We start from the raw sequence: 14,782 nt of genomic DNA, 5'->3' as shown, positions 1-14,782 counted from the left end.
CGGTCCATGGCTAACGAGGAAAAGCTCCGCGACTATCTCAAGCGCGTTACTGCCGATCTCCTCAATGTGCGGCGTCGACTTCAGCAGATTGAATCGGGCGAGCAGGAGCCGATTGCAATTGTGGGGATGGCGTGCCGTTTTCCGGGGGGTGTGGAGTCGGCGGAGGATTTCTGGGAGTTGATTGCGTCGGGTCGGGATGCGGTGGGGGAGTTTCCGGTCGACCGGGGTTGGGACGTGGAGGCTTTCTATGATCCGGAGCCGGGGCGGGCGGGTTCGTCGTATACGCGCCGGGGCGGTTTCCTGGAGGGTGCGGCGGAGTTCGATGCGGGGTTTTTCGGGATCAGTCCGCGTGAGGCGTTGGCGATGGATCCGCAGCAGCGGTTGATGCTGGAGGTGTCCTGGGAGGCGTTGGAGCGGGCGGGCATCGACCCCGCCACGTTGCGCGGCAGCCGGACGGGCGTCTTCGCCGGCCTCATGTCCCAGGACTACGCGACCCGTCTGCTCTCGGTCCCCGACGACCTGGCCGGCTACCTGGGCAACGGCAACGCGGGAAGCATCCTGTCCGGACGCGTCGCCTACACCTTCGGCTTCGAGGGCCCCGCGGTGACGGTCGACACGGCGTGCTCGTCGTCGCTGGTGGCACTGCACCTCGCCTGCCAGTCACTGCGCACCGGTGAGTCCTCCTTCGCCCTCGCCGGAGGCGTGACGGTCATGTCCACCCCGGGCATGTTCGTGGAGTTCTCGCGGCAGCGGGGTCTGTCGCCGGACGGCCGGTGCAAGGCGTACGCGTCGGCTGCCGACGGCACCGGCATGTCCGAGGGCGTGGGGATTTTGCTGCTGGAGCGGCTGTCCGAGGCTGAACGTCGTGGTCATCGGGTTTTGGCGGTGGTGCGGGGGAGTGCGGTGAATCAGGACGGTGCGTCGAATGGGTTGACGGCGCCGAATGGTCCGTCGCAGCAGCGGGTGATTCGGCAGGCGTTGGCGTGTGCGGGGTTGTCTGTGGCGGATGTGGATGTGGTGGAGGGGCACGGGACGGGCACGACGCTGGGTGATCCGATCGAGGCGCAGGCGTTGCTCGCCACGTACGGGCAGCGGGCCGGTGACACGCCGGTGTGGTTGGGGTCGGTGAAGTCGAACATCGGGCATGCGCAGGCTGCTGCGGGTGTGGCGGGTGTGATCAAGATGGTGATGGCGTTGCGGGCGGGGGTGTTGCCGCGGACGTTGCATGTGGATGAGCCGTCGTCGCAGGTGGATTGGTCGAGTGGGTCGGTTCGTGTGTTGGCGGATGAGGTGGAGTGGCCGGGGGTGGAGGGTCGGCTGCGGCGTGCGGGGGTGTCTGCGTTCGGGGTGAGTGGGACGAATGCGCATGTGATTTTGGAGGAGGCGTCGGGGGGCGCGGGTGGGGGTGCGGGCCGGCTGCAGGAGTTGGGTCCGGGGGTGGTGTCGGGTTCGGGGGTGGTGCCGTGGGTGGTGTCGGCGCGGTCGGAGTTGGCGTTGCGGGGGCAGGCGCGTCGGTTGCGTGGGGTTGTGGCGGTTGGTGGGGGTGCGGATGGTGTGGGGGTGAGTCCGGCTGGGGTCGGGCGGGCTTTGGTGTCGGAGCGGTCGGTGTTCGAGCATCGTGCGGTGGTCGTGGCCGAGGACCGCGACGAGTTCCTGCACGCACTCGACGCACTGGCCGGCGGCCGCCCCGTGCCCGGCGTCGTCGAGGGACGAACCACCTCGGGCGAACTCGCCGTACTCTTCGCCGGGCAGGGAACCCAGCGCGCAGGCATGGGCCGCGAACTGTACGAGGCGTACCCCGTCTTCGCCCAGGCCATCGACGAGATCTGCGCGGAGGCCGACACCGCCCGCACCGACCCCGGTGCCCCTGGGCTGCGGGACGTACTCTTCGCACCGCAGGACTCTCCCGAAGGCCGGCTGATCGAGGACACGGGTTTCGCCCAGCCCGCCCTGTTCGCCTTCGAGGTGGCGCTGTTCCGGCTGCTGGAGACCTGGGGTCTGACGCCCGACTACGTCCTCGGCCATTCCGTCGGTGAACTGGCGGCCGCCCATGTCGCCGGGATGCTCTGCCTTGCCGACGCGGTGGCACTGGTGGTCGCACGAGGCCGCCTGATGCAAGGGCTCCCGTCCGGCGGAGCCATGGTGGCCATCGAGGCGTCCGAGGACGAGATCCTCCCGCTGCCCGACGAATACGCATCCCGGGTCGCGCACGCCGCGGTGAACGGGCCGCGGTCGATCGTCCTCTCCGGGGACGAGGACGCGGTCCTGGACCTCGCGCAGCAATGGGCGGCACGAGGCCGCCGCACCCGGCGGCTGCGGACCAGCCACGCCTTCCACTCGCCGCACATGGACGCCATGTTGGGCGACTTCCGCCGCGCGGCCGAGCAGGTCACCTTCAGCGCCCCGCGGATTCCCGTCGTCTCCAACGTCACCGGCGCGCCCCTCCCCGCCGAGACCATGTGCACCCCGGACTACTGGGTCGAACACGCCCGCAGCACGGTCCGTTTCGCGGACGGCATCTCATGGCTTCAGGAACAGGGCGTCACCACCTGCCTCGAAATCGGCCCCGACGGCACGCTGTCGGCCCTCGCACAGGACTCGCTCAGTGCACCGGCCCGCGCCATCCCCGCCCTGCGGCCGGACCAGCCGGAGGCACGGTCGGTCATGACCGCCCTGGCGGAGTTGTTCGTGGCTGGGACGGCGGTTGAGTGGGCCGGTGTGTTCGAGGGGACTGCTCGCGAGGTCGGTGATGGATGCGGGGTGGAGCTGCCGACGTATGCGTTTGAGCGGGAGCGATTTTGGCTGGACGTGGAGGAGGGATCTGCGGGAGGTTCCGGGGTTTCCGGGATGTGGGGTGGTCCGTTGTGGGAGGCGGTCGAGTGTGGTGATGCGGGGGTGGTGGCATCGCTCCTTGGGGTGGATGAGGGGGCGTCGCTGGGTGCGGTGGTGTCGGCGTTGGGGGAATGGGGGCGGGTACGGCACGAGCGTGAAGTGGTGGACGGGTGGCGCTATCGGGAGGTGTGGCGACCCGTTTCGGGCGGTGGTGTAGGGGGGCTGTCGGGCGCGTGGCTGGTGGTGTCCGAGGGCGAGGCGGGCCCGGTTGATGTGGTGGCGGAGGGGTTGGAGCGGTGTGGGGCGCGAGTGGTTCGGGTGGAGGTGGAAGCGGGGTGTGTGAGCAGGGAAGTGTTGGCCGGCCACCTGCGTGAGGCGGTCGATGGTGAGGCTGTCGGCGGTGTCGTCTCCCTTGTGGGCTGGGGGAGTGGCGTCGTGCAGGCGGGAGTGGCGTCTGTGGGGTTGGTGCAGGCGCTGGGTGATGTGGGCGTGGGGGCGCGGCTGTGGTGTGTGACGGGCGGGGCCGTGTCGGTGGGGGGCCGGGATGCTGTGTGGGGGCCGGCCTCGGGTGTGGTGTGGGGGCTGGGCCGTGTGGTGGGGGCGGAGGCACCGGACCGCTGGGGTGGGCTGGTTGATGTGCCGGAGCTCGTGGATGAGCGGGTGGTCGATGGGTTGGTAGGTGTGCTGGCGGGTGTGGGGGGAGGGGGTGAGAGTGAGTTTGCCGTGCGGTCTTCGGGGGCGTTTGTGCGGCGGTTGGTGCGGGCGCCGTTGGAGGAGGCCGTCGCGGAGCGGGAGTGGCGGCCCCGCGGCACCGTACTCGTCACCGGAGGCACCGGCGAGTTGGGTGCGCACGTCGCCCGGTGGATGGCCCGGCGTGGCGCCGAACACCTGCTGCTGGTGAGCCGACGCGGGGAGAGCGCCCAGGGAGTCGAAGAACTCCGAGCGGACTTGATGGGCTTGGGCGCGCGGGTGTCGGTGGTGGCGTGTGATGCGGCGGACCGTGAGGCGTTGGCGGAGGTGTTGCGGTCGGCCGTTCCGGCGGAGTGCCCGCTGGGTGTGGTGGTGCATGCCGCGGGAGTTGTGGATGACGGGGTGTTGGAGGGGTTGTCGTCCGAGCGTGTCACGGGGGTGCTGCGGGCGAAGGCGCTGGCGGCCTGGAATCTGCATGAGTTGACGCGGGGGGCGGATCTTTCGGGGTTCGTGGTGTTCTCGTCGGCTGCGGCGACGTTCGGGCCGGCGGGACAGGGGAGTTACGCGGCGGCGAACGCGTATGTGGAGGCAATCGTTCGGCACCGGCGTGGTGAGGGCCTGCCGGGGTTGGCGGTGGCGTGGGGTCCGTGGGCTGGTGGGGGGATGGCGGAGGGGGCCGTGGGGCAGATGCGGCGTCGGGGTCTGGCGGCGATGACGCCGGAGACGGCGCTGGTGGCACTGGGCCAGGCGTTGGACCATGACGAGACCTGTGTGACGGTCGCCGACATCGACTGGGACCGATTCACCGCCAACTCCCTCCCCGGCTCCCGACTCTCGCCCCTCATCAGCGACATCCCCGAAGCACGCCTCGCCCGGGAAACCACCGGACTCGACACCGCCACCGCATCCCCCGACTCGTTCTCCGCACGGCTCAAGGCCATGGACACCGCCGAGCAGGAACGTGCGCTTCTCGACCTGGTCCGTACGTACGCGGCGACCGTGCTCGGACACAGCACCCCCACCGCCGTACGCCCTGAGCGAGCCTTCCGCGACCTGGGCTTCGTCTCCGTGAGCGCCGTCGAACTGCGCAACCGCCTCAACGCCGTCACCGGGCTCCTCCTGCCCACCACGCTGATCTTCGACTACCCCACTCCCTCCGCGCTGGCCGGATACCTCAAGGAACAGCTGGAGGAGGGCGCGGGCGGCCAGCGTGACATTGCTCCTCCGGTCCCGGCGTCGCGTGTCGACGTTGACGAGCCGATTGCGATTGTGGGGATGGCGTGCCGTTTTCCGGGGGGTGTGGAGTCGGCGGAGGACTTGTGGGAACTGGTCGCGTCGGGTCGGGATGCGGTGGGAGAGTTTCCGGTCGACCGGGGTTGGGACGTGGAGGCTTTCTATGATCCGGAGCCGGGGCGGGCGGGTTCGTCGTATACGCGCCGGGGCGGTTTCCTGGAGGGTGCGGCGGAGTTCGATGCGGGGTTTTTCGGGATCAGTCCGCGTGAGGCGTTGGCGATGGATCCGCAGCAGCGGTTGATGCTGGAGGTGTCCTGGGAGGCGTTGGAGCGGGCGGGCATCGACCCCGCCACGTTGCGCGGGTCCACGACCGGTGTCTTCGCCGGCATGTGCAGTCAGGACTACGCCGACCTCGTGCGCCGGGCCACCGAGGACCTCGAGGGCTACGCCATGACGGGCCTGTCCAGCAGCGTCACATCCGGACGCGTCGCCTACACCCTGGGGCTCGAGGGTCCGGCGGTGACGGTGGATACGGCGTGTTCGTCGTCGTTGGTGGCGCTGCATCTGGCGTGTCAGGCGTTGAGGTCGGGGGAGTGTTCGCTGGCGTTGGCGGGGGGTGTGACGGTGATGTCGACGCCGGGTGCGTTTGTGGAGTTCTCGCGGCAGCGGGGTCTGTCGCCGGACGGCCGGTGCAAGGCGTACGGGTCGGGGGCCGATGGGGTCGGCTGGGCCGAGGGTGTGGGTGTGCTGTTGGTGGAGCGGCTGTCCGAGGCTGAACGTCGTGGTCATCGGGTTTTGGCGGTGGTGCGGGGGAGTGCGGTGAATCAGGACGGTGCGTCGAATGGGTTGACGGCGCCGAATGGTCCGTCGCAGCAGCGGGTGATTCGGCAGGCGTTGGCGTGTGCGGGGTTGTCCGTGGCGGATGTGGATGTGGTGGAGGGGCACGGGACGGGTACGACGTTGGGTGATCCGATCGAGGCGCAGGCGTTGCTCGCCACTTATGGGCAGGGTCGTTCGGGGGAGCGGCCGGTGTGGTTGGGGTCGGTGAAGTCGAACATCGGGCATGCGCAGGCTGCTGCGGGTGTGGCGGGTGTGATCAAGATGGTGATGGCGTTGCGGGCGGGGGTGTTGCCGCGGACGTTGCATGTGGATGAGCCGTCGTCGCAGGTGGATTGGTCGAGTGGGTCGGTTCGTGTGTTGGCGGATGAGGTGGAGTGGCCGGGGGTGGAGGGTCGGCTGCGGCGTGCGGGGGTGTCTGCGTTCGGGGTGAGTGGGACGAATGCGCATGTGATTTTGGAGGAGGCGTCCGGGGGCGCGGATGGGGGTGCGGGCCGGCTGCAGGAGTTGGGTCCGGGGGTGGTGTCGGGTTCGGGGGTGGTGCCGTGGGTGGTGTCGGCGCGGTCGGAGTTGGCGTTGCGGGGGCAGGCGCGTCGGTTGCGTGGGGTTGTGGCGGTTGGTGGGGGTGCGGATGGTGTGGGGGTGAGTCCGGCTGGGGTCGGGCGGGCTTTGGTGTCGGAGCGGTCGGTGTTCGAGCATCGTGCGGTGGTCGTGGCCGAGGACCGCGACGAGTTCCTGCACGCACTCGACGCACTGGCCGAGGGGGCACCCACCGCGGGGGTGGTACAGGGTGTGGCCGGACCGGCGGCCGACGGAAAGATCGCCATGCTGTTCGGAGGACAGGGCACCCACTGGGAAGGCATGGCGCAGGAACTCCTCGGCTCCTCACCGGTCTTCGCCCAGCAGATGTCCGACTGCGCCCAAGCCCTCGAACCGTACCTGGACTGGTCTCTCCTCGACGTCCTGCGCGGCGCACCGGACGCACCCCCTCTGCAACGCGTCGATGTCGTCCAGCCCGTCCTCTTCGCGGTGATGGTCTCGCTGGCGGCGCTCTGGCGCTCGTACGGTGTACACCCGGACGCGGTGGCCGGGCACTCGCAGGGCGAGATCGCAGCGGCCTACGTCGCCGGTGCACTCTCCCTCGACGACGCCGCCCGGGTCACCGCCCTGCGCAGCCAGGCGCTGGCCGCACTGGCCGGGCAGGGGGCGATGGCATCGGTCGGTCTGCCGGTCGAGAAGCTGGAGCCGCGTCTTGCGACATGGGGCGACCGTCTGGTCATCGCCGCCGTGAACGGGGCGCGTTCGGCCGTGGTCTCCGGGGAGCCGGAAGCGGTCGACGCCCTGGTGGAGGAGCTGTCACACGAAGACGTACCGGCCCGCAGGCTCATGGTCGACTGGGCGTCGCACTCCCCGCAGGTCGAGGCGATCCAGGGGCGGCTGCTCGAACTCCTCGCCCCCATCCGCGCGAGGACCGGCGACGTGCCCTTCTACTCCACCGTCACCGGCGAACGCATCGACGGCACCGAACTCGACGCCGACTACTGGTACCGCAACCTGCGCCAGGTCGTCCGCTTCCGGGACGCGACACAGGCGCTGGTCCGCGCCGGCCACACCGTCTTCATCGAGGCGTGCCCGCATCCGGCCGTCGCGGTCGGTGTGCAGGAAACCCTGGACGAGATGGGTGACTTGGACAGCCTGGTCGTCGGATCTCTGCGCCGGGGCGAAGGCGGCTTGCGACGCTTCCTGATGTCCGTGGCCGAGTTGTTCGTGGGTGGGGTGGCGGTTGAGTGGTCCGGTGTGTTCGGGAGTGTTGGTCGCGGGGTCGCTGGTGGTTGCGGGGTGGAGCTGCCGACGTATGCGTTCGAGCGAGAGCGCTTTTGGCTGGATGTGGAGGGGGCGCCGCGGGGTTCCGGGGTCTCTGGGCAGTGGGGTGGTCAGTTGTCGGAGGCGGTGGACACCGTGCGCGGCGGCATGCTGCGCGACTGCCTCGCCGGACTCGACCCCGCCGCACAGGCCGAGACCGTGCTGGACCTGGTCCTTACCCATGCCGCGGCCGTCCTTGGACACGGCACCGCCGATGCGGTGGTGCCCGAGCGCGCCTTCCGCGACCTCGGTTTCGACTCCCTCACCGCCGTCGAACTACGCAACCGCCTCAACACCGCCACGGGCCTGCGCTTCCCGAGGACCCTGGTGTTCGACCATCCCCGCCCGGTGGCACTCGCGGCACACATCCACGAGCAGCTGAGCGGCGGAAGCCCGACCACCGGCACTGCCCTTGCCCTTGCCCTTCGGGCCCCGGCACCGCGTGTGGATGTCGACGAGCCGATTGCCATTGTGGGGATGGCGTGCCGTTTTCCGGGGGGTGTGGAGTCGGCGGAGGATTTCTGGGAGTTGATCGCGTCGGGTCGGGATGCGGTGGGGGAGTTTCCGGTCGACCGGGGTTGGGACGTGGAGGCTTTCTATGATCCGGAGCCGGGGCGGGCGGGTACGTCCTACACGCGGTGTGGTGGGTTTTTGCAGGGTGCGGCGGAGTTCGATGCGGGGTTTTTCGGGATCAGTCCGCGTGAGGCGTTGGCGATGGATCCGCAGCAGCGGTTGATGCTGGAGGTGTCCTGGGAGGCGTTGGAGCGGGCGGGCATCGACCCCGCCACGCTGCACGGGTCCACGACCGGTGTCTTCGCCGGCGTCTCGCAGCAGGACTACGCCGAGCTCCTGCGCCGCGGCACCCAGGACCACGAGGGGTACGCGCTCACCGGCGTCTCCAACAGCGTCGTCTCCGGGCGGCTTTCCTACACCTTCGGCTTCGAGGGTCCGGCGGTGACGGTGGATACGGCGTGTTCGTCGTCGTTGGTGGCGCTGCATCTGGCGTGTCAGGCGTTGAGGTCGGGGGAGTGTTCGCTGGCGTTGGCGGGGGGTGTGACGGTGATGTCGACGCCGGGTGCGTTTGTGGAGTTCTCGCGGCAGCGGGGTCTGTCGCCGGACGGCCGGTGCAAGGCGTACGGGTCGGGGGCCGATGGGGTCGGCTGGGCCGAGGGTGTGGGTGTGCTGTTGGTGGAGCGGCTGTCCGAGGCTGAACGTCGTGGTCATCGGGTTTTGGCGGTGGTGCGGGGGAGTGCGGTGAATCAGGACGGTGCGTCGAATGGGTTGACGGCGCCGAATGGTCCGTCGCAGCAGCGGGTGATTCGGCAGGCGTTGGCGTGTGCGGGGTTGTCCGTGGCGGATGTGGATGTGGTGGAGGGGCACGGGACGGGTACGACGTTGGGTGATCCGATCGAGGCGCAGGCGTTGCTCGCCACGTACGGGCAGGGTCGTTCGGGGGAGCGGCCGGTGTGGTTGGGGTCGGTGAAGTCGAACATCGGGCATGCGCAGGCTGCCGCGGGTGTGGCCGGTGTGATCAAGATGGTCATGGCCCTGAACCACGAACTGTTGCCGACCAGCCTGCACATCGACGAACCCTCCCCCCACATCGACTGGTCGAGCGGCGGCGTCCGGCTTCTCACCGAGCCCGTACCGTGGCAGCAGAACGGCCGGCCCAGGCGCGCGGGCGTCTCCGCGTTCGGAGTCAGCGGGACCAACGCCCACGTCATCATCGAGCAGGCGCCGGTCGAGGCGCACGTCATCAGTGAGCCGGTACCGGCTGAGGCGCACGTCATCGTCGAGCAGGCGCCGGTCGAGGCGCCCCACGTGGTCGACGCCACCGGACCGGCGGACCTCACCGAGCCGCAAGAGGAGGCGGCTGAACCGGAGTGCGTCGCTGACGCCGTGACCGAGATGTCGGCTGAACCGGAGTGCGTCGCCGACGCCATGTCCGAGATGTCGGCTGAGTGCGTCGCCGAGGCCGTGTCCGACAAGTCGGCTGAACCGGAGTGCGTCGCCGACGCCATGTCCGACAAGCCGGCCCTCCTGCCCATCCCGTGGCTGCTCTCCGCCAAGTCCGAGCGAGCGCTGCGGGGCCAGGCGCGACGGTTGCGGCAGTTCGCTGCCAGGGCATCCGATGCCCGGCCGGCCGACGTGGCGCACGCCCTGGCGGCACAGCGGTCCGTGTTCGATCACCGGGCCGTCGTCGTGGCCGAGGACCGCGACGGCTTCCTTCAGGCCCTCGACGCGCTGGCCGAGGGCCGGTCGGCGGACGGCCTGATCGAAGGGTCGGTCGGCCCGCGTGGCGGCCACTCAGGCCGCCGGCGCGGAAAGACCGCCATGCTGTTCGCCGGACAGGGCACGCAACGCGTGGGAATGGGCCGTCAGCTGTATGCGGCTCACCCGGCCTACGCGGACGCGCTGGACCAGGTACTGGCGGAACTGGACGGTCACCTGGACCAGCCCCTGCGCCCGCTGATCCACGCCAGTGCGGATCTTGCGGATGTCGCGGATGCCGCGGATGTTCTGGACCGTACGCGGTACGCCCAGCCGGCGCTGTTCGCCGTCCAGGTCGCGCTCTTCCGGCACCTGGAACGTCTCGGCGTGCGCGCGGACTTCGTGGCCGGGCACTCGATCGGCGAGCTCGCGGCCGCCCACGTCGCCGGGGTGCTTCCCCTGGCAGCAGCCTGCCGCCTGGTGGCGGCCCGCGGGCGCCTGATGGAGCAGCTCGCACCAGGCGGCGCCATGGTCGCCGTACGGGCGAGCGAAGCCGAGGCGCGACAGGCGCTCGACGGCCGGGAAGCCCGGGTGTCGGTCGCGGCCGTGAACGGACCCGCCTCGGTGGTGTTCTCCGGCGCCGAGGACGAGGTGGGGAACATGGCGGACTGGTTCGCCGAGCGCGGGCGGAGAGTCAAGCGCCTGCGAACCGGGCATGCCTTCCACTCACCGCTGATGGACCCGATGCTGGAGGAGTTCCAGCAGGTCGCGGCCTCGCTGACCTACAGCGAACCAGCCATTCCCATGGTGTCGACGCTCACCGGCGACATCGTGGCGGCGGGAGAACTGAGCGACCCCGAGTACTGGGTCCGGCAGGTACGGCGGACCGTGCGCTTCGGCGACGCGATCAGCCGCCTGCACACCGACGGAGTCCGCACCTTCATGGAACTGGGCCCAGACGGGACCCTGTCGGCACTGGCCGAGGAATGCCTAGAGGCCACCGCCGACAGCCACCCCGCCGACGACGACACCGGCACCCCGCAAGAGAACCTGCTCATCCCGCTCCTACGGCCGGACAGCCCGGAACCCGGCACCCTGCTCACCGGCTTGGCCCGGCTGCATACGCACGGAGCGGCGGCGGTCAACTGGCCCGCCGCCCTGCCCGAACGCGATCGAGCCCGCCACCTCGACCTGCCGACCTACGCCTTCGATCACCACCGCTACTGGGTCGACACCTCGGCCGGCCACCCGGGGGACCTGTCGGCAGCGGGGCTCGGCACCGCCGGGCATCCCCTGCTCGGTTCCGCGGTGGCACTGGCCGAGTCGCAGGAACTCCTCTTCACCGGCCGTCTCTCCCTGCGCACACACCCGTGGCTGGCCGACCACGCCATCTTCGGTACCGTCCTGCTGCCCGGCACGGCCATCCTGGAACTGGCCGTGCGCGCAGGCGACGAGGTCGACTGCGGCACCGTCGAGGAACTCACCCTGCGGACACCGCTCGTCCTTCCCGAACAGGGCTCGGTGATCCTGCAACTCTCCGTCGGGGCACCCCAGGGCCCCCAGACGCCCGAGGAGCCCGAACGGCGCACCTTCGCCCTGTACGCCCGCGAAGACGACGGACTGTCGTCCTCGTCCGCGGCGGCGACCGGCACCGAGTGGACCTGCCACGCCACCGGCGTCCTGACCGGCACCGCCCGGCCCGCGGAGGAGCACACACAGGAACCGTGGCCGCCCGCCGACGCAGCACCGGTGGACCTGGACGGCTGGTACGAGCAGCTGGCCGGCGCCGGCCTGGGATACGGGCCGGTGTTCCAGGGGCTGCGCGAGGTCTGGCGGCGCGGGGACGAGGTGTTCGCCGTCGTCACCCTGCCCGAGAGCACGGAGGGACAGGCGGCCGACGCCGCCCGGTACGCCCTGCACCCGGCCCTGCTGGACGCGGCACTGCACCCGGTCGTTCTGCGCCACGAGGGCGATGCCGCCGCCGACGGACACGGCTGGCTGCCGTTCTCCTGGACCGGCGTCACGGTCGCCGCCTCCGGCGCCTCCACCCTGCACGTCCGTCTCACCGTCCGCACGGACGAGGACGCGGTCGGACTGCTGGCCACCGACGCATCGGGACGCATCGTCATCTCCGCGGGGTCCCTCGCCTTCCGGCCCGTCTCCGCCGAGCAGCTCCAGGCCGCGCGCACCGGCTACCACGACCACCTCTTCCGCATCGAATGGCGGCCGCTGCACCTCCCCACCACACCGGCACGGACAGCCGACTGGGCCCTAATCGGCCCCGGTGCCCGGCGGACGGCCGCCGTCCTGGAGCGCAACGGCGCCTCCTGGCAGGCCTACCCGGACCCGGCGGCTCTCGCAGAAGCCCTGGCGGCCGGCGCCCCGGCACCGGGCATGGTCGTCATCTCGTGCGAGCCGGACGGCGCATCCGCCCCCACCGATTCCGCCCTCACCGATTCCGCCCTCACCGATTCCGCCCCGGCCGGCTCGGCCCCGGCCGACTCCACCGCCCTCGCCGACGCCACCCGGCAAGCCACCACCCGCGTCCTCGCCCTGCTCCAGGAATGGGTCGCCGACGAACGGCTCGCGGCCTGCCGCCTGGCCCTCCTCACGCACGGCTCGGTCACCGCGACCCCCGACGAGCCCGTGTCCGACCTCGCACACGCCGCCGTCTGGGGACTGGTCCGCTCCGTGCAGACCGAGAACCCCGACCGGTTCCTGCTGGCCGACACCGACGACACCGACGCCTCCCGCAACGCCCTTCCCCTGCTGGCCGGGGAACCGCAGATCGCCCTGCGAAATGGTGCCGTCCGCATCCCGCGGATGACACGAGTGCCCGTCCGGCAGCCACAGCCGAGCACCACCGACGCCGACTGGGACCCGGAGGCCACGGTCCTCATCACGGGCGGTACCGGCGTCCTCGGCCGGCTCGTCGCCCGTCATCTCGCCACGGCCCACGGGGTACGGCACCTGCTGCTGGCCACCCGCCGCGGCACGGCCGCGGACGGCGCCGCCGACCTGGTCGCCGAACTCGCCGGCCTCGGCGCCGAGGCCACGGTCGCGGCCTGCGACATCGGGGACCGGGCGGCCGTCGCCGCGCTCCTCGACCAAGTGCCCGCGCAGCACCCCCTGAAAGCCGTGATCCACACGGCCGGTGTGGTCGACGACGGCATCCTCACCTCGCTCACTCCGGAGCGCATGGAGGCCGTCCTGCACGCGAAGGCGTTCGGCGCCGCGCACCTGCACGACCTGACCCGCGACGCCGGCCTCACCACCTTCACCGTCTTCTCCTCGGCCGCCGCCTCCTTCGGCAGTCCCGGACAGGGCAACTACACCGCGGCGAACGCCTTTCTGGACGCCCTGATGCAGCACCGCCACACCCAGGCACTGCCGGGCCGGTCGCTCGCCTGGGGCCTTTGGGGCGAGGCCGACGGCATGACCCGCAACCTCGCCGGCACCGACTTCGCGCGCATGGCCCGCGGCGGCCTGCTCCCCCTGTCCAACGCACAGGGACTCGCGCTCCTCGACACAGCGGATCGCCTCGGCCCTTTCGGTGACGGGCTGCTCCTCGCCACCCGGCTCGACGCGGCCACCCTCCACGCACAGGCCACGGCCGGCGCCCTGCCGCGCATCCTGCACGGGCTGATCCGCATCCCGGCCCGGCGGTCCGCCGACCACGGCATCGCGACCGACACCCCCGCCACGCTGCGCGAGCGCCTGGCCGGACTCACCATCCCCGCGCAGCGCACCGGTCTCCTCCTGGAACTCGTACGGACCCATGCCGCCGCCGTCCTCGGCCACCCCACCAGCGCCGTCACAGCCGCGGACGGCGCACTCCCGGACGATCTGGTCCCGGCCGACACCGAGTTCCGCGACCTCGGCTTCGACTCGCTGACCGCCGTCGAACTCCGCAACCGGATCAACGCCGTCACCGGCCTGCGCCTCCCGGCAACGCTCATCTTCGACCAGCCCAGCCCCGCGGCACTCGCCGATCACCTCGCGACCCGCCTGACGGCCGAGGCGGGCACGCCGGACGAGCCGGCCCCTGCCGCCGCGGCAGCCGGGGCCGGGAGCGCAGGGAGTGCCGAGACCGGACAGCAGCGCAGTACGGGGAGCGAGAAGCAGCAGACCAGGGGCGGCACCTCCACCGAAACCGTCGAATCCCTGTTCTGGATCGGACACGACACCCGCCGCATCGAGGAGTCCATGGCCCTGCTCTCGGCGGCCTCCTTCTTCCGGCCCGCCTTCACGGACCCCTCGGACATCCCGGAGCCGACGTTCGTCCGGCTCGCCCAGGGTGAAGCGCGCGCCCAAGGTGAAGCACTCGCCCGGGGCGAAACACGGCCCGCCCTCATCTGCCTGCCCACCGTCGCCGCCGTGTCGAGCGTGTACCAGTACTCACGTTTCGCGGCGGGACTGAACGGACACCGAGACGTCTGGTACGTTCCTGCGCCAGGGTTCCTGGAGGGCGAACCCCTGCCGTCCGGAATCGGCGCGGTGACCCGCATGTTCGCCGACGCGATCGTCCGGTTCACCGACGGCGCGCCTTTTGCGCTCGCCGGGCATTCCGCGGGCGGATGGTTCGTCTACGCGGTGACGAGTCATCTGGAGCGTCTAGGCGTCCGTCCGGAAGCGGTGGTGACCATGGACGCCTATCTCCCGGACGACGGCATCGCACCTGTCGCGTCCGCGCTGACAAGTGAAATCTTCGACCGCGTCACGCAGTTTGTGGACGTGGACTACACACGCCTGGTCGCCATGGGCGGATACTTCCGCATCTTCTCCGGCTGGAGTCCTCCGGACATCACCACACCCGCCCTCTTCCTGCGCGGCCGGGACGGAGAACAGATGCCGCCGCCGTGGGGAGTTCCGCACACCGTTCTGGACATCCAGGGGAATCACTTCACGATGCTGGAACAGTTTGCGGATTCGACTGCTCGGCATGTCGACGAATGGCTGACAGAAATCGCATCAGTGCGGCGCTGATCGCGCCTCTGATCGCGGTCCTGATCGCGGCCCTGATCGGCGGGTCGGGCACAGCCCGGTCGGCCGGTCGGCCAGTCGGCCAGTCGGTGGTATCCGGTCGGCTCCGGCATCGATCAGTGCTTTCCCCCTT

At 70.7% G+C, this 14,782-nt stretch carries 1 protein-coding gene; it reads left to right on the top strand.

The window, feature by feature from the left end; translation table 11 throughout:
* The first annotated feature begins 6 nt into the window (after positions 1-6).
* A complete protein-coding gene (locus SAVERM_RS44525; RefSeq protein ID WP_010982381.1) occupies positions 7-14,652 on the top strand; it encodes a type I polyketide synthase in 14,646 nt (4,881 codons plus the stop codon).
* The last annotated feature ends 130 nt before the right edge of the window (positions 14,653-14,782 follow it).

It is taken from the genome of Streptomyces avermitilis MA-4680 = NBRC 14893 (genome assembly GCF_000009765.2).
Taxonomy (GTDB): Bacteria; Actinomycetota; Actinomycetes; order Streptomycetales; family Streptomycetaceae; genus Streptomyces; species Streptomyces avermitilis.
The sequence above is the reverse complement of the archived record's forward strand: the minus strand, read 5'-3'. Positions and strand labels throughout refer to the sequence as shown.

Coding starts and splice junctions, on each gene's coding strand:
- SAVERM_RS44525 (WP_010982381.1), top strand. CDS start 7: ATGGCTAACGAGGAAAAGCTCCGCGACTATCTCAAGCGCGTTACTGCC.